Below are 15,565 nucleotides of genomic sequence, written 5' to 3' on the forward strand. Positions count from 1 at the left end.
AGACATACTGATCACGAGTGCACCGTAAGGAACGAATGGACCCCGTGGACACCGACCCGCCTCGTGGCACCCCCGGCCCGCCCGACGTCGCCCCCGATCCGTCGGCCGCCGCCCCCGATCCGTCCGGCGGCGGTACATGGCCGGTTCGCGGAGGCGACGTCCCGCCCGGCGGCGGGAGCGGCCCGGCGGGACGCGACGCGGGTGTCCTGTCCGGTGACGGTGACGGCCGGGCCCACGGCGGCGGCGCCTCGTCCGGCGACGACCCCGATGACGCCCTCGGTCTCGCCGCCGACGCCCATGCCGCCGCTCCGCTGCTCAACTGTCTTCTGCGGGAAGCGGCGGAGCCCGTCGCGTCGTCGGGTGGGGGCATGGTGCATCGTCTCCGGGCCGGGGGGCGGCTTCTGCGGGTGCGCGGTACCCGGCGCCCCACGCACCCCGAGGTGCGCACGGCGGGTGCCTGGCAGGCGCTCGACCACACCGAACTCGTCGAACTCACCGCCGGGGAACTCCGCGCCCTCACCGGTCTGTCCAACCCCGAACTGCCCGCCGAGATGCTCGACAGCCGCGAGGCGGTGGCCGCTCTCCTCGCCGCGCGCGCCCGCACACCGGCGCCCGAGGACCCGTACCGGCGCTCCGAGCAGTCCCTGATCACCGGTCACCCGTTCCACCCCGCCCCCAAGGCCCGCGGCGGCGGCCCGGTCACCGGCTGGCTGCCCTACGCGCCCGAGGTGTACGCCGCGTTCCCGCTGGTCCTCCTCGGGGTCCGTGCGGACACGGTGGTCGAGGAGGGGGACACCAGCGCCCTCGACGCGCTGGGCGCGGCCCCGCCCGGCTACCGGCTCCTTCCCGCCCATCCCTGGCAACTCGATCTTGTGGGCGGTGAGCTGACCGACGCCTTCGCCGACGGCCGCCTCGTCCGACTGGGCCGGACGGACGCCGAGGCGTGGCCGACGGCGGCGATCCGCACGCTGTACGTGCCCGAGGCGCCGCCCGCATCCGGGCCGGTCGCCCCCGACCTCTTTCTCAAGTTCAGCCTGGACGTGCGGATCACCAACGACATCCGCCGCCTGTGGCGCCACGATCTGCTCAGGCTGCGCCGGACGGACCGGGCGGTCACCGAGGCCTTCGGCGGGGCGCCCGGCGCCTGGCTGAGCGACCGCGGCTACCGCACCGCCGACTTCGCCTTCGAGGAGCTGGCGGTCCTGGTCCGGGACGGCCTGCGCGGCCATGTGCCCCCCGGCACGACCCCTTTCCTCGCCGCCGCCCTCACCGAGGACACCGACGCCTTCCCGGACAACCCGCTGGCCCGTGCCGCCGACCCCGGCGCCTGGTGGGAGGCGTATCTGCGCGCGGTCGTCCCCCCGGCCCTCACCGCCTTCCACGACCACGGTGTCGTCCTGGAGGCCCACCTGCAGAACACCCTCATCGCCTGCGACCCCTCGGGAACGGCCGTGCGGGCCCTGTACCGGGACGCCGAGGGCGTGAAGCTCATCCCGGACGTGACACGCGAGGCGGGCTGGGAGCGGCTGGTCTACTGCCTCTTCGTCAACAACCTCCTGGAGATCGCCGCGGCCCTGGTCGAACACCACCCCGGGATCGACCCCTGGCCCGCCGTGCGGAGGCAGTTGGCGCGCCACGACGACGTGCCCGAGGCCGTCGGCCTCCTCGACGCGCCCACGCTGCCGGGCAAGACGAACCTGCTGCTGAGGTGGACCGGCGCGGACGGCGCGGACGCGCGCTACCTGCCGCTGCCCAACCCGGTCAGGCGGACGCCCGGCCGAGCCGGGCGACCGTCCGTCTGAACGGCGGCTCCGTGCGCGGGGTCGTCGAGTCCGACGGCCTGGGGACGTACGGCCGCGAGCCGTGCTGTGCGCGGGCTGCGGAGCGGCGCAGCCCTACGCCGTGCTGCCGGTCAACGCCCGGCGACGTCCCGTGTCGACGCGGGCTCGACGCGGACGAGTTCAGGGAGCCGGGCAGGGGCCCCCGGGGCGAGCGGAGCCTCCGTGGGGGCTTCGGCAGCCTCGACCGGTGGTGTCGGCAGGATGCGGTCCTCCCACCAGGACAGGGCCATCAGGGCGGCAAGCAGCACGAAGGGGGTCGAAGCGGGAAGGATCAGCGCGTACATGTGTACCGCCTGCGGGATATGTGCGACGCGGCGGGCAGCAGCTGGTGCCCGCTTGGAGCACATCGGGGGCGCGCCAGGGTCATGCGACGACGGACCCGTGCGGGAGCGACCTCGCTCGTGACGACGCGGGTTCCGGCACCGATGCGCGGAGTGCGCCCCCTCGGGGCGCCTGGGCGGTGCGACGCTGCCGGGGGCCGGGGCGGCAGTTGGCACGCTAGCCCTTGCGGCGGGTTTCCGACAGGTGCCGAGCGGCCATTCAAGGAAGACGGCACGCGTTGGCCTCGCACGGTATCCGTGACCCTTGCGCAGGGCTACGCTGTGGGGTGAGGCCCCAGTCCCCGGCGTCGACGCTGTGTTCCGTTCCTGGGGAGGCCCATCGTGTTCGTCGTGCTCCTCGTCCTCATCGCGGTCCTGTTCGGCCTCGGCTTCCTAGAGCCCCTCTGGTGGGTGGCCGCGGCGGTGATGCTGTTCGTCGCCACCCGCCACGGCCGCGATCGTGGGGGAGGCTGGATCCGTGGCGACGGGTCCGATCTCGGTGACTATCGGGACTACGAGAACCGCCGGGATCGTCAGGACCGCTGGGACCGCCGCTACAGCCGTCAGCACCGGGCGCGCCGGCGGCGCGAGGACCGTCAGGACCGCGAACGCCGTGGATGACCCGTCAAGTGGCCCGGTGAACGGCGGGATCCGCGGGCCGCGGCCCGGTGGAACGCGCCTGCGGCACGGAACGCGGGTGCGGACCGGGCGCGAGCCGCGTCGTGCGCCGCGGCGACGTCCGGTGCGGGACCGGGGGCGCGACTCACGTTCCTCGTCCCCACCACGAACGCGATCGTCGGGCCGGGCCATCTCAGGGTCGGCTACGTCAGAGCGCTCGTGAAGCAGGCCCCTTCGATCGGTACCGACGACGTGCTGCCCGCCGGGCAGGAGGAGGAGATCTTCCGCCACTACGGACCGGCCTGCAGGCCCGGCGCGGCCGGAGAACGGCAACTGGCACGTCGTCGACCACCTTTGGACGGGATGACTGCGCGATGAGATACGGACCATGCGCCAGGTGAACCCGCCCGGTGCGGAACAGCGGTTGCCGAGGACCCTGCCGTCGGTGGCGCACGCGGTCCTGCTGGCCGAGGTGGTCGAACTGCGCGCCGAGAACCAGCAGTTGGCGCGAGCGATGGAGAGCCGGGAGGTGATCGACCAGGCGCGCGGCATGCTCATGGCCTTGGCACCGTGTTCCCGTGACAGAGCCTGGGACCTGCTGGTGGACGTGTCGCAGCGCAGCAACACCAAGCTCCGGGACGTGGCCGAGGCTCTGGTCGCCACGACCGAGGACCGGAGCCTTCCGGAACCGGTACGGCGGGAGCTGCGCGGAGCACTGCGGCGCTTCCACGCGGCGGGAACGGCCCTTCCGTGACGAACTCCGGGTCGAGCATGTGTCGCGGCGCGTACGGGAACTGCGCCGCCGGGCACGCGACCGTGCGCGGCCGAGGGCAGGCCCGGCGGCCCATGGCTGAGTCACCGGCTTCCGCCGCGCACGCCTCGGAGGTCCGCCGGAGGGAAGTCTGGTCAGGAACCCGAGAGGGCCGTTCCCCGCCGCCGTTTTGCACCGCGGGACTTGGACGATTCCGCCAGCCCGTACCCACGCGATCACCTTCGCGCTGCGGATGCTCGTCCAGCGAGGCCCGCCCCCCGGCCCGCGGTGCCGCTCGGCGTACGACGGGAGGCGGCCTTCTGCGCGGAGCGGCAGCGGGTCTCCACAAGGGTGCGGGTCAGGACCCCAGGCCGATGAGTGGTTCGGAGTCGTCGATGAGGGCGCGGGCCACGTCGGCCAGGCGCCGGTTGTGGGCGCGGGCGTAGCCGCGCAGCGACCGGAACGACTGCTCCATGTCGATTCCCTGGCGTTCGGCGAGCTTTCCCTTGGCCTGTTCGATCAGCACCCGGCTGTTCAGCGCCGTCTGCAACTGCTCGTTGAGCATCGTGCTGCGCTGAGCGGTGCGTTGTTGCAGCAGGCTGATGGTGGCGACGTCCGCCAGCGCCTGGGCGATGAGGGTGGCGGCCGGGTCGAAGGGGCCGGGGGCGGCGCGGAAGAGGTTCAGGGCGCCCACGGTCTCCGCCCGCAGGCGCATGGGCAGGGCCTGCACCGCTCCGAAGCCGCTGCGGTGGGCCGCCGTGACGAAGCGCGGCCAGCGGTCGATCTCCCGGGTCAGGTCGTGGACGACCACCGGTGTGTTGGTGCGGAAGCACTCGAGGCAGGGGCCTTCGTCGTTCTGCAGCTGGAAAAGTTCCAGCAGGCGCACCTGTTCGTCCGAGGCGGCCATGAGCCGGAGTCTGCCGTCCTGGTCGGCGAGCAGCACCCCGGCGGCGCTCGCGTCGAGAATGCCGACGCAGCGGTCGGTCAGCAGGCACAGGAAATCGATGAGGTCGAAGTCGGCGACGAGGTTGTCGGCCAGCTCGACGAAGGTCTTGGCCAGAAGTTGTTGGTCCATGGTGGGCACCCTCGATTGAGACCGGTCCCGGCCCGAAGGGGCGGGAAGGACGGCCTGTTGCTCGGCCGGTAATGAGAGGTCAGGTTTCCTCATCGGACTGCTCCGGCTCCGACTCCGTGTCCGTGTCCGGTGAGAGACGAAGCCGACGGGCCACCACATCCGCGGCCACGTCGGCGAGCCGGCGTCCCCGCGCGTAGGCGTAGGCGCGGAGCCGGACGAAGGCTTCCTCGATGCCGACTCCGAGCTGGACCGTGATCATCCCGCTGGCCTGGTCGATCTCCGCCCGATACGCGCCCAGGTCCTCGAAGCCGCGGTCCGGCATCGGTCCGTCGGTGGGTGCGCCCGTCTCGTCGATCCCTGTATCGAGCAGGAGCAGTGTCGCGAGGTCGGCGAACGCCATGGCGTCGGCCAGCTCCTCCGCGGCCAGTGCGGTCGGAATGCCGGCGTACAGGTCCAGGACTCCCGGGCTGATCGCGCCCTTCCGCAAGGGGAGGGAGAACACCGCGCGGGCTCCTGTACTCAGGGCCGCATCGGTGAACACGGCCCAGCGTAAAGGAAGTTCAGCGGTGAGCAGATCGGGTGTCAGAACGGCCGAGCCGCTTGCGAAGGCGTCCACACAGGGCCCCTCGCCCAGCGTGAGCTGGAGCTCCTCCAACTGCTCGCTGATGTCGTCGGTGCTGCACAGAGGATGGCTCGCAGCGGTCCGTGACATCGCCGACAGCCCTGCACCGCCGACCGGCAGCGCGGCCACGGCCGCGGTGCACACATCCACGACACCGACGCGGGCGCCTCGTCGGACCGCCTGCTCGGCGACCAGCAGCCGTATGCGGTCCGATCGCCTGTCAGGTCCCATCCGGGTCACCGCCTCGGGGGATGGTGACGAGGCTCTCCAGCTTCGTCGTGAGGGTGCTCCCCGAGGGGGTACACCAGCGCGCGCAACGTGGTGGCGGCCAGCGGCCTGCGAAGCTCTCCGATGTCCAGCCACCCCCAGGAGCGAAGCGCGGAGAGAGTCGGGCGATCGGCATGGTCCACCAAGGTGGCGCCGAGCGATGCCTGGCGGTCGGTCAGCAGCCGCTCCTGCACACGACGGGCGATCACCCCGTCCTGCGGGTGGGGCCGGATCATGATGCCGGCGAAGGCGAAGACGCCGCCGCACACGGTGAGTTGCCCGACGCGACGCGGCAGCGTCCCCTCGAAGCCGAGCCACCAGGATCCGTCGCCGCACACCGGGAACCCGAAGGCGCATCCCGTCAGGCCGTCCGTCTCCGCGATCACCATGGTGAACCCCGGTCGGCGCATGTCCGTGGTGAGACGGTCCGAGAAATCCTGGCGGCCGGGACGGCGGTACGGATCACCCGGTGTCGTCGCGCGGGACGCCCCGTACAGATCCATCAGTTCCTCACGCAGGCTTTCCACCAGACACCGGTCGACTCGGCGCAACCGAGTCGGAGCCATGGCGGAGGTCTCGCCGTCCGTCTGCTTCCGTGACTGCCCCCGCCTGGGTGCGGCCGTCATCACGCATCGCCCGAGAGAACGGACGCGCGGTCGATCTCACCGGCCGGGGTGATCAGTGCCCGTGTCCTTCGGGCGTGGTGATGGACGGTGAGCTGTGGCAGGGGCATGACGCCTCGGTTCGGAAAGGCCGGCCGGCAACGGACGCGGGTGTCGGAGTCCCGACTCCCGGAGCGCGCTCCCGGCATGTGCGGTCTACGGCGAAGGCGGGAGCAGCGGCCGGCCCGGCAGCCTGCGCGGTGTGCCGGATACGCCCGGCTCCCTCCAGGGATGGGGCGGGTGACGGACGAAGTCCGCACCCCGCAGCCATCTGTGTTCAGCAACAGCGTGCCGCCGGGGTCTGGGGCGTCTCCGCACCATCCTAGTCCCAGCGCCGCGTGCCGGACGGGTCCGTATCAGCCCGATCCCAGGATGCCGATCTCACCGGCCGGGGTGATCAGTGCCCGCCGGTGCCGGTCGTGCCGGTAGATGTTCGGCCGCGGAGCGCAGTCCTGACGCCTCGGTTCATGGGTCCCGGCCGCTCCTCGCGCGGTCCATGGTCCCGACGGGTTCCCGGGCGTACCCGGTGGCAGGAGCCGGTTCGGCGACCCCTGTGCGGGGTGCATGGCGGAAAACCTGCTGGTCACCTGGGGCGAGCGGTGCGGTTGCGGCCTGGCGGGAGGCGGCCACGGCCCCCGTCGTGCCGGTCCGTCCGCTCGCCGCCGACCGACGACCCGGACCGGTCCGTTCCCACCGGCGGCTGCGGCCTGCCGCGACTGCCCCGGCCGGGCGGTGCGGCGCTGTACCGGCGGGCGGCGATTCTGTCGGCGTGCTGGATGTTGAGCCGATGGATCACGTAGGCCCCCGCTGCGATGAGAACCACGAAGGCGGCGGCCGTCAGGAGGACGTTCACAGCCGCCCCCTCACATACCGATGATCGGACGGCCGGCCCGACCGGGCGGCCCGGTCTGCTCCAAAACGGCCGCGGACACCGTGGAGGCACCGCCTTCGTACTCCCATGATTCGTCCGGGTCCAGTGGTTCGCCGGTCGCGCAGACGCCGTACCGCGCCTCGTCCGCGGCGATGAGCGCGCTCGCGGTCAGTGGCGGGCCGTCGTAGTCGGACGCGGCTGCCATGAGCCGGGCCGCCGACTCCGCCCCTGTCTCGGGCGGGATGACCAGCAGGTCCCAGCGACCGGCGCCGTGGGAGAGCAGCAGCAGCTTGTTCGGGTCTATTTCCGCGGTGAACCAACCGACCTTGACGACGTGGCCGTCCACGGGAACCTTGCGGGGGATGATCGGCCAGTGCGTCGGGTTGACGGCGATGCGGGTGATGCGGCCCCAGAAAGGGTCCAACACGTCGGTCAGTGCGGGCAGTTCCACCAACAGATCTCGGGAGCGGGGCCACCAGGCCCCGTCCAGGAGCCCGCGGGACGCGCCGTCGGTCTTCAATGCGAGACGCGCGGCCGGGGCAGCTGCGTGGTGCGGCGGAGTGGGGAGCAAGGTCGCCGTCATGATGCGAACCCGTCTCCGGACCGCCTCTGTGGCGGCCCGGGTTTCATCTCTCGCCGAGAACGACCCGGCGTGGAAGCCGGTGTGCGAAGTGCCCTCGGTAGTGACCACACTACTCCGCGCTCTGCCGCGATGCGCACCTACGGCCCTGGTGACGTGAGCCGGAGGCGTCCACGGGCCGGGGCCGTCCGAGATCCCCTGAGGCCGAAGTCCATGGGGGTACCCATCGCGATGCGTCCTCGACCGGGCGAGGGGTGGCCGTCGCCCGCGGTATCCGCGTCCACGGGTACGACCGAAGGCCAGTGGCAGGCTTCGGCGAGACAGCCGGTGCATCGTGGTGGGCTCAGTCGAGGGTGGTGAGGCGATCGGCGTCGCCGCCTCGCCACTCGACGAGGAAGATGGTCGCGTCGTCGGTCGTGGTGCCGCCGCGTTCGTGTTTCAGGGCGTGGGAGAGCGCTCGCACCACTGCCCGTACCTCTGTGCGGTCGCGGAGGATCCGGTTGGTCCATTCGATGAGCTGCTTCTCACCGAACTGATCCCCGCCGACCTGGTGCTCCTCGATCAAGCCGTCGGTGAAGCACAGCAACCGGTCACCGGGTCGCAGCATCCGCTCGCTGACCACCGGTTCCTCGCCGCCGAAGCCGACCGGCAGCGTGGTCGGACTCTCCAGCCGGTCCACCACGGCGCGGTCCCGGATCAGGAACGGGGCCGGATGACCGGCGTTGACCCACTGCAGCCGGCCGGTGGCGATGTTCAGAATCATCATCTGCGCGGTGACGAAGTGGTCGGGGCCGAACTGCTCGTCGATGGCCCGGTCCATGAACGCGTACACCTGGGACAGATCCGTATGGGCCCGCCGCGTGTGGCGGTAGGCGCCGACGGCCACCGTCGCCATGGTCGCCGCGTCGAGTCCGTGGCCCATCGCGTCGAGCATGGCCATGTGCAGGATGTCTCCGTTGAGGGCGTAGTCGAAGCTGTCGCCGGCCACGTCGTAGGCGGGCTCCAGGATCCCGGCCACCTCGACCTGCGGAACGGTCATCGACAGCGGGGGCAGCAACGACCACTGGATCTCCGCGGCCACGCTCATCGGGGCGCTGCGGCGGGCCTGGAAGAACAGGTCGGTGTAGGCGTCCTTGGTGACGATCATGTCCGCGACCAGACCGGCGAGTCTGCGGAGCAGTCGCCGGTCGTCGTCGTCGACGTGGTCCAGGGTGACGGCCATCACCCCGATCTGGTCGCTCCCGTCCAGCAGCGGCAGATACATCCGCACATTGCCGTTTCTCGGCACCTCCACCGTCGTGCGGCTCAGGAAGGCCTCGCCGGCGGGAGAGTCCTCGACCGGCTCGGGGCCGCCGACCTTCAGCCTCCGGCCCGGCAGCGGCACCAGCAGCACCTGTTCGTAGTCCTGCAGGAGGATGGAGACCTCCCGCCCCCCTACCCTGGCCACCTCTTCCGCGACGAGCGGGGCGATCAGATCCGGCGGCATCTCGTGGGCCCGGTCCAGCAGCACCCCGAGCAGCCGTTCGCCGAACCCCTCCGACCGGTCCACCCCGAGCCTGTCCGGCCTGAGCCCATCGTCCGTCATCGCTGTCCGGTTCCCTTCGTCCCCTGGCAGGCAGACCTCATCGGGGTGACTTCGTCCACGCGGTGTTCGCCTGGCGGCCCTGTGCCGGCCGGAACGGATTCGGCGCCTCCGGCACCTTGCCCGTGTATCCGGACGCCGTCCCCGGCACAACGCACACCCCGTCCCGCTCGGATCCACCAGCAGGCAACGGCGATCAGCGTGGGGCGAAGCCGTCGACCGGCACAGGCTCGCACCGCCGACCGCTCGACGAGCCGATTACGCCATGAGCAGCATGTCGCCCCCAAGTTGCCGTTCACCACAGAGGGCTTGGGGCGACGAGGACAGAGGCCCGCCCGTGAGCGGGCCGGGTGGGGGCAACCGGTTCCGACCGGAGGGGCCGACGGTGGCCATGGCCGACCGGTCGGTGGCGGTGTCCGGGTGGACCGCCACAAACGCCACCAGAGTGCCGGCCCTGTGCCCGGTCCACGACGTCGCGGACGCGCTTCGGACGCCGGCGGAACGGATCACGCCGTCCGCCAACGACCCCGGCGTATACACACCGGGGTCGCCCTTCCGGGCCGGTCGCACGTGAGAGTGTGCCGACCCGCTTTCATGCTATGCCTGGTTCACATTTCGGGCATCCGGCGTTTCGTGGTTCTCTTGCCCCAGCAGACACATCTCGGCCTGCGACCACAGCCGCTCCCGGACGATGGCGCGGGACCCACCCGGCTTTCTCCGCGGAGCATCGGACCGCGCACGACGTCCGGCCACGTCTTCGCGATCACCTGGACCGTTTTCAGACCACGCACGGACGAGCAGGGGCCCTCCCGCCGCCGATCGGTGGCGCCTGCTCGCCGATCGGCACGTCCGGCCGGTGCGAGGCTCGGGCACTCATCACCGGCGATCACCCTCGGTTACTATGCTCACTTCATGCCGGAGACCATGGGCAAGTCGCGGGCGGCCGTCGACGGGCTGCTGGTCAGGCACCGGGAACCGCTGATGGGCCGATGACGGGGATGTCCCGCTGTCGGAGGCCCCGTTGTTCGGACGCCTCCGAGATTGTTCATGGATTGCAAGGTCGATGAGGCAGGGTGGTCTGAGAAAGTGTTGAGGGAAGTCAAAGCGACCCGCTATGTCGAACCACTCCGGGCGGGCGGCTCCGTCCCAGGCATCGTCGAGGCCGACGACCTGGGCACGTACGTCGTGAAGTTCACCGGCTCCGCGCAAGGACGCAAGGCCCTGGTCGCCGAGGTGATCGTTGGTGAGCTGGCGCGGGCGCTCGGCCTGCGCTTCCCCGAGCTGGTCCTCGCGCATTTCGACCCGGCGATCGCCGAGAGCGAGCCCCACCAGGAGGTGCGGGAGCTGCACGGCGCGAGCGCCGGCCTCAATCTCGGCATGGACTACCTGCCGGGCGCGAAGGACTTCACCCCGGAGGTCGCGCAGGAGTTCCGGGTGGACCCCCTCGAAGCCGGCCGGATCATCTGGCTCGACGCCCTCACCGTCAACGTCGACCGCACCGTGCACAGTTCGAACCTCATGATCTGGCCCACGCTCGGTGTCGCCCCCGCGCGCCTGTGGCTGATCGACCACGGCGCGGCCCTCGTCTTCCACCACCGCTGGGACGCCTCCGACCCCGCGAAGGCGTACGACTTCCGCCACCACGCCCTCGGCCACTACGCCCCCGACGTGCGCGCGGCGGACGCCGGACTCGCGCCGAGGGTGACGGAGGAACTGCTGCGGCGGATCGTCGCCGAGGTCCCTGACGCCTGGCTGTCCACCGAGGACGGCTTCGCGTCGCCCGACGAGGTCCGCGACGCCTACGTCCGCTACCTCCACGCGCGCGTGCGGGCCTCCGCGGCCTGGCTCCCCACCGACTTCCCCACCCGGGAGGAACTCGCCGCCGAGCAGGCCCTGCGCGCGGCGAAGACCCGGCGAGACCGCCCGGACTGGCTCAAACAGGTCCCCGACCTGCACGGCGAACCGGCGGCTGAACAGGATTGGTCGGTGCACCTCGGATGAGTCCCGTCGTACAGATCGAGTACTGCACCCAGTGCCGCTGGCTGCCGCGCGCGGCCTGGCTCGCGCAGGAGCTGCTCACCACCTTCGAGACGGAACTGACCGAGCTGTCGCTCAGGCCCGGCACCGGCGGTGTCTTCGTCGTCCGGGTCGACGGCGAGGTGGTGTGGGACCGCCGCGAACAGGGTTTCCCGGAGCCGACGGCCGTCAAGCAGGCCGTACGCGACCGAGTGGCCCCGGGAAGGTCCCTGGGCCACTCGGACAGGTCCGCGGGCGAGTAGGGCAGTCGGGTCAGCCCTTGAGCTGCTCGTACGCCGGGAGGGTCAGGAAGTCGGCGTAGTCCTCGTCGAGGGCGACCTGGAGGAGCAGGTCGTGGGCCTGCTGCCAGTGGCCGGCCGCGAAGGCCGCCTCGCCGATCTCGGCCCGGACGGCGGCCAGTTCGTCGGCCGCGACCTTGCGGGCCAGCTCCGGCGTCGCCCGCACCGTGCTCCCGTCGTGCTCGAACTCGACGCCCGCGTTGATCCACTGCCAGATCTGGGAGCGGGAGATCTCGGCCGTGGCCGCGTCCTCCATGAGGTTGAAGATGGCGACGGCGCCGAGGCCGCGCAGCCACGCCTCGATGTACCGGATGCCGACCTGGACGGCGTTGACGAGACCGGCGTACGTCGGCCGGGCGTCGAGGGAGTCGACGGCGATCAGGTCGGCGGCCTTCACGTCGACGTCCTCGCGGAGGCGGTCCTTCTGGTTCGGCTTGTCGCCGAGGACGGCGTCGAAGGAGGCCATGGCGATCGGGACCAGGTCCGGGTGGGCCACCCAGGAGCCGTCGAAGCCGTCCTTGGCCTCGCGGTCCTTGTCGGCCTTGACCTTCTCGAACGCGACCTTGTTGACCTCCTCGTCGCGCCGCGACGGGATGAACGCGGCCATGCCGCCGATCGCGTGCGCGCCGCGCTTGTGGCAGGTGCGGACGAGGAGTTCGGTGTACGCCCGCATGAACGGGGCCGTCATCGTGACCGCGTTGCGGTCCGGGAGGACGAACCTGGCGCCGCCGTCGCGGAAGTTCTTCACGATGGAGAAGAGGTAGTCCCAGCGGCCGGCGTTCAACCCGGAGGCGTGGTCGCGGAGTTCGTAGAGGATCTCCTCCATCTCGTACGCGGCCGTGATCGTCTCGATCAGGACGGTCGCGCGGACCGTGCCCTGCGGGATGCCGCAGTACTCCTGCGCGAACACGAACACCTCGTTCCACAGGCGGGCTTCGAGGTGCGACTCGGTCTTCGGGAGGTAGAAGTACGGGCCCTTGCCGAGGTCCAGCAGCCGCTGGGCGTTGTGGAAGAAGTACAGGCCGAAGTCGACGAGCGCGCCGGGGACGGGGGTGCCGTCGGCGTCGACGAGGTGACGCTCGTCGAGGTGCCAGCCGCGCGGGCGCATGACGACCGTCGCCAGCTCCTCGTTCGGGCGCAGGCTGTACGACTTGCCGGTGCGCTCGTCGGTGAAGTCGATGTTCCGGGTGTAGGCGTCGGCCATGTTCACCTGGCCGAGGACCACGTTCTCCCAGGTCGGTGCGGAGGCGTCCTCGAAGTCCGCGAGCCAGACCCGTGCCCCGGAGTTGAGGGCGTTGATCGTCATCTTGCGGTCGGTGGGGCCGGTGATCTCGACGCGACGGTCGTCCAGCGCGGCGGGGGAGGGGGCCACCCGCCACGAGTCGTCGGCGCGGATCGCGGCGGTCTCCGGGAGGAAGTCGAGCGTGGAGGTGCGGGCGATCTCGGCGCGCCGCTCCGCACGGCGGGCCAGCAGTTCGTCACGCCGGGGCGTGAACCGGCGGTGCAGCTCGGCCACGAAGGCGAGGGCGGCCTCGGTGAGGACCTCGTCCTGGCGGGGCAGGGGCTCGGCGTCGACGATGGCCAGCGGGGACGGCGCTGGTGCGGACATGAGCGGTCACTTCCTTCAGCGGGCGTGGCACCGGGTGTCGGTCGACCCGGGTGGGACGGTGAACGCCCGTGGATGAGTCGGGCGCATCTAGAAAATGGATACTAGTTTCCTCATGGTGGAAGTTCAATGTTTTGTTGATGTCAAGATTCTTCGGGTCGAGGCGCGACGGCGCCGCGTGCCGTGACCCTCACTCCAGGTGGGCCAGGTCGGCCTCGGTGTCGATGTCGTACGGCCGCGCGACGTCCCCGCACTCGACGAGCGTGAGCGCGTCGTCATGGGCCCGCAGATAGGCGCGCGCCCCTTGATCGCCGGTGGCGGCCCCGGTGATGCCCGCCCAGTGCGCGGCGCCGAAGAGGACGGGATGGCCTCGCACCCCGTCGTACGCCGCGGCCGCGAGCGAGTCCTCCGACCCGTACGCGGCGAGGACGCGGGCCACCGCCTCCGCGCCGATCCCCGGCTGGTCGACGAGCGAGACCAGGGCGGCGCCGGCGCCCGTCCCGGCCAATGACGCCAGTCCTGCCCGCAGCGAGGAGCCCATGCCCTCGGCCCACTCCGGGTTGTCGACCAGGATGCAGCCGGACAGTTCGGCCCGCGCGCGTACGGTCGCCGCGTCGGCGCCCAGGACCACATGGATCCGGGTGCAGCCGCCCGCCCGCAGCACCCCGGCCGCGTGCTCGACCAGGGGACGGCCGCGATGCGTCAGCAGGGCCTTGGGGCGGCCGCCGAGGCGGCGCCCGCCGCCGGCGGCCAGCAGCAGCCCGACGACAGGGTCCCGGGGCCGGCTCTGGGTCTCATGGTGCGTCATGTCCCCTGCATACCCGACCGGGCGAGGGCGGCGCGTGAAGCCGGACGGACCGGCGGTGGGCCGGGTGAGGTCCCGGGACTGAATTTCGGTCCCCGTGGTGGCGCTCGCCGCACCGATTGGCGTTAACTGTCCCGCGCCACCTCCGGCGCCCGACCGACGCCACCGGTGGCGGGCCGTGCTCGGGTGCACGGCCGTGCCTCGCGCGCGAGGGAGCGGGCGGGGAGGGGGAGGGCTGTGTTGCGGAGCTTGGGGCAGAGGCCAGTGACCGGCAGTGACGAGGATCCGAAGGTGGCGGGGTTGCGGTCGGCCGTGTCCCGGCTGCGCCGTGAACTGGCCGCGCATCCGGCGGAGTTCCCCGACCGCGGGATCGCCGAGGAGGAACTGGCGGCGCTCGCGGCGATGGCGGTCACCGGCATGCCCGAGGTGCCGCGGTTGCGGCGGTCCCTTTTGCTGATCGCGGGGTCGATAGGGTCGGTGAGCGCGTTGGCCGGAGGGCTGGCGGACGTGCGGACGGCGGTCGAGCTCTTCGGGGAGCCGCCGCGACGGCGCTGACCTCGCCGACGACCCGGCGGGGCGGGGAAGGGCGGCGGTGCGGTCCCCTTTTCTCAGGGGCGCGGGGCACCGCGCGAGAAGCCCCGCCGGACCCGCACCCGACCGCGCACCCTCAGTTCCCCGCAGCCGTTCCCGCGCCCGAACTCGCCAGGGCCTGCGACAGTTCCACCGCCACCTGCCGCAGCACCGGCACGATTCGCTCCGTCGCCGCCTCGGTGACGCGCCCGGCGGGGCCGGAGATGGAGATGGCCGCGGCGGTGGGGGAGTCGGGGACGGAGACGGCGAGGCAACGGACGCCGATCTCCTGCTCGTTGTCGTCGACGGCGTACCCGACCCGGCGGACCTCCTCCAGGGCGCTCAGAAAGCCCTCGGGAGTGGTGATCGTCTTCTCGGTGGCGGCCGGCATGCCCGTACGGGACAGCAGCGCGCGGACCTCCTCGGCCGGGACATCGGCGAGGAGGGCCTTGCCGACGCCGGTGGAGTGGGGCAGCACCCGGCGGCCCACCTCGGTGAACATCCGCATGGAGTGCTTGGACGGCACCTGGGCCACGTACACGATCTCGTCGCCGTCCAGGAGAGCCATGTTCGCCGTCTCGCCGGTCTCCTCCACCAGGCGCGCGAGGTAGGGCCGCGCCCAGGTGCCGAGCAGCCGGGACGCGGACTCGCCGAGGCGGATCAGGCGCGGGCCGAGGGCGTAGCGCCGGTTGGACTGCTGGCGGACGTAGCCGCAGACCACCAGCGTCCGCATCAGCCGGTGGATGGTCGGCAGCGGCAGCCCGCTGCTCGCGGACAGCTCGCTGAGGCCCACCTCGCCGCCGGCGTCCGCCATCCGCTCCAGCAGATCGAAGGCGCGCTCCAGGGACTGGACACCACCGGAGGACGACTTGGTGGACTCGGTGGCGCTGGCGCTGGACGTCGGCACGGGCACGGTCCTTTCGGATGGCAGGGAGGTCGCAGCCTACCGGGCAGTTCGTTGACTGCTCGCTTGTGCGTCACTACGTTCTGCTCAGTGGAATTCTAATTCCGTCTTGTGAAAACATCCAGAGTGGATGTGGGCGAGGCAGAGTGGAAGGTGCGCCCTTGACGGGGTGCGGA

Annotated in this window: 15 protein-coding genes; 6 read left to right on the forward strand and 9 right to left on the reverse strand. The window is 71.6% G+C overall.

Going from position 1 to position 15,565, the window contains the following annotated elements:
• The first annotated feature begins 35 nt into the window (after nucleotides 1-35).
• Complete coding sequence (locus tag ACZ6BB_RS02260; RefSeq protein ID WP_471613438.1) at nucleotides 36-1,802, forward strand: IucA/IucC family protein; 1,767 nt, start codon at nucleotides 36-38, stop codon at nucleotides 1,800-1,802.
• Nucleotides 1,803-1,912: 110 nt separating this feature from the next.
• On the opposite strand, the gene ACZ6BB_RS02265 is transcribed toward ACZ6BB_RS02260, so the two are convergent.
• Nucleotides 1,913-2,125 carry a hypothetical protein gene (locus ACZ6BB_RS02265; protein ID WP_471613439.1) on the reverse strand — a complete coding sequence of 71 codons (213 nt, stop codon included), beginning with the start codon at nucleotides 2,123-2,125 and terminating at the stop codon, nucleotides 1,913-1,915.
• Nucleotides 2,126-2,503: 378 nt separating this feature from the next.
• On the opposite strand from ACZ6BB_RS02265, the gene ACZ6BB_RS02270 reads away from it, so the two are divergent.
• A complete protein-coding gene (locus ACZ6BB_RS02270) occupies nucleotides 2,504-2,782 on the forward strand; it encodes a hypothetical protein (RefSeq protein WP_471613440.1) in 279 nt (92 codons plus the stop codon).
• A gap of 385 nt (nucleotides 2,783-3,167) precedes the next feature.
• A complete protein-coding gene (locus tag ACZ6BB_RS02275; RefSeq protein WP_471613441.1) occupies nucleotides 3,168-3,533 on the forward strand; it encodes an ANTAR domain-containing protein in 366 nt (121 codons plus the stop codon).
• Nucleotides 3,534-3,888: 355 nt separating this feature from the next.
• On the opposite strand, the gene ACZ6BB_RS02280 is transcribed toward ACZ6BB_RS02275, so the two are convergent.
• The 5 genes from ACZ6BB_RS02280 to ACZ6BB_RS02300 all read right to left on the reverse strand — a co-directional run bounded on the left by ACZ6BB_RS02280 (nucleotide 3,889) and on the right by ACZ6BB_RS02300 (nucleotide 9,192).
• A complete protein-coding gene (locus ACZ6BB_RS02280; protein WP_471613442.1) occupies nucleotides 3,889-4,605 on the reverse strand; it encodes a GAF and ANTAR domain-containing protein in 717 nt (238 codons plus the stop codon).
• A gap of 79 nt (nucleotides 4,606-4,684) precedes the next feature.
• The gene (locus ACZ6BB_RS02285) at nucleotides 4,685-5,458 is read right to left on the reverse strand and encodes an ANTAR domain-containing protein (protein WP_471613443.1); all 774 of its coding nucleotides are present in this window, start codon (nucleotides 5,456-5,458) and stop codon (nucleotides 4,685-4,687) included.
• 5 nt (nucleotides 5,459-5,463) lie between these two features.
• Nucleotides 5,464-6,021, reverse strand: coding sequence for a hypothetical protein (locus tag ACZ6BB_RS02290; RefSeq protein ID WP_471613444.1), 558 nt, complete (start codon nucleotides 6,019-6,021; stop codon nucleotides 5,464-5,466).
• Between the two features lie 998 nt (nucleotides 6,022-7,019).
• Nucleotides 7,020-7,610, reverse strand: a complete 591-nt coding sequence (locus ACZ6BB_RS02295; RefSeq protein ID WP_471613445.1) for a DUF5994 family protein — start codon at nucleotides 7,608-7,610, stop codon at nucleotides 7,020-7,022.
• 340 nt (nucleotides 7,611-7,950) lie between these two features.
• Entirely contained in the window at nucleotides 7,951-9,192 is a 1,242-nt protein-coding gene (locus ACZ6BB_RS02300) for a PP2C family protein-serine/threonine phosphatase (protein ID WP_471613446.1), read from the reverse strand.
• Between the two features lie 1,083 nt (nucleotides 9,193-10,275).
• On the opposite strand from ACZ6BB_RS02300, the gene ACZ6BB_RS02305 reads away from it, so the two are divergent.
• Both ACZ6BB_RS02305 and ACZ6BB_RS02310 read left to right on the forward strand, forming a co-directional pair.
• Entirely contained in the window at nucleotides 10,276-11,190 is a 915-nt protein-coding gene (locus ACZ6BB_RS02305) for a HipA family kinase (RefSeq protein WP_471613447.1), read from the forward strand.
• The gene (locus ACZ6BB_RS02310; RefSeq protein WP_471613448.1) at nucleotides 11,187-11,468 is read left to right on the forward strand and encodes an Rdx family protein; all 282 of its coding nucleotides are present in this window, start codon (nucleotides 11,187-11,189) and stop codon (nucleotides 11,466-11,468) included. The genes ACZ6BB_RS02305 and ACZ6BB_RS02310 overlap by 4 nt, the downstream gene beginning before the upstream one ends.
• Before the next feature lie 10 nt (nucleotides 11,469-11,478).
• Here ACZ6BB_RS02310 and aceB read toward each other — a convergent pair whose 3' ends face one another.
• On the reverse strand, nucleotides 11,479-13,113 hold the full coding sequence (aceB, locus tag ACZ6BB_RS02315; RefSeq protein WP_471613449.1) for a malate synthase A: 1,635 nt from the start codon (nucleotides 13,111-13,113) through the stop codon (nucleotides 11,479-11,481).
• Nucleotides 13,114-13,300: 187 nt separating this feature from the next.
• The gene (locus tag ACZ6BB_RS02320; protein WP_471613450.1) at nucleotides 13,301-13,918 is read right to left on the reverse strand and encodes a nucleotidyltransferase family protein; all 618 of its coding nucleotides are present in this window, start codon (nucleotides 13,916-13,918) and stop codon (nucleotides 13,301-13,303) included.
• 234 nt (nucleotides 13,919-14,152) lie between these two features.
• Between ACZ6BB_RS02320 and ACZ6BB_RS02325 the strand changes: the two genes are divergently transcribed.
• Entirely contained in the window at nucleotides 14,153-14,470 is a 318-nt protein-coding gene (locus ACZ6BB_RS02325) for a DUF5955 family protein (RefSeq protein ID WP_471613451.1), read from the forward strand.
• Nucleotides 14,471-14,582: 112 nt separating this feature from the next.
• Here the strand turns inward: ACZ6BB_RS02325 and ACZ6BB_RS02330 are convergent, their stop codons facing one another.
• A complete protein-coding gene (locus ACZ6BB_RS02330; RefSeq protein WP_409090580.1) occupies nucleotides 14,583-15,392 on the reverse strand; it encodes an IclR family transcriptional regulator in 810 nt (269 codons plus the stop codon).
• Nucleotides 15,393-15,565: the final 173 nt, after the last annotated feature.

The organism is Streptomyces sp. NPDC041108, from assembly GCF_055592645.1.

Excerpts from the sequence above, each read along its gene's own strand:
- ACZ6BB_RS02260 (WP_471613438.1), top strand. The coding sequence starts at position 36 with ATGGACCCCGTGGACACCGACCCGCCTCGTGGCACCCCCGGCCCGCCC.
- ACZ6BB_RS02265 (WP_471613439.1), bottom strand. The coding sequence starts at position 2,125 with ATGTACGCGCTGATCCTTCCCGCTTCGACCCCCTTCGTGCTGCTTGCC.
- ACZ6BB_RS02285 (WP_471613443.1), bottom strand. The coding sequence starts at position 5,458 with ATGGGACCTGACAGGCGATCGGACCGCATACGGCTGCTGGTCGCCGAG.
- ACZ6BB_RS02280 (WP_471613442.1), bottom strand. The coding sequence starts at position 4,605 with ATGGACCAACAACTTCTGGCCAAGACCTTCGTCGAGCTGGCCGACAAC.
- ACZ6BB_RS02295 (WP_471613445.1), bottom strand. The coding sequence starts at position 7,610 with ATGACGGCGACCTTGCTCCCCACTCCGCCGCACCACGCAGCTGCCCCG.
- ACZ6BB_RS02310 (WP_471613448.1), top strand. The coding sequence starts at position 11,187 with ATGAGTCCCGTCGTACAGATCGAGTACTGCACCCAGTGCCGCTGGCTG.
- aceB (WP_471613449.1), bottom strand. The coding sequence starts at position 13,113 with ATGTCCGCACCAGCGCCGTCCCCGCTGGCCATCGTCGACGCCGAGCCC.
- ACZ6BB_RS02320 (WP_471613450.1), bottom strand. The coding sequence starts at position 13,918 with ATGACGCACCATGAGACCCAGAGCCGGCCCCGGGACCCTGTCGTCGGG.
- ACZ6BB_RS02300 (WP_471613446.1), bottom strand. The coding sequence starts at position 9,192 with ATGACGGACGATGGGCTCAGGCCGGACAGGCTCGGGGTGGACCGGTCG.
- ACZ6BB_RS02275 (WP_471613441.1), top strand. The coding sequence starts at position 3,168 with ATGCGCCAGGTGAACCCGCCCGGTGCGGAACAGCGGTTGCCGAGGACC.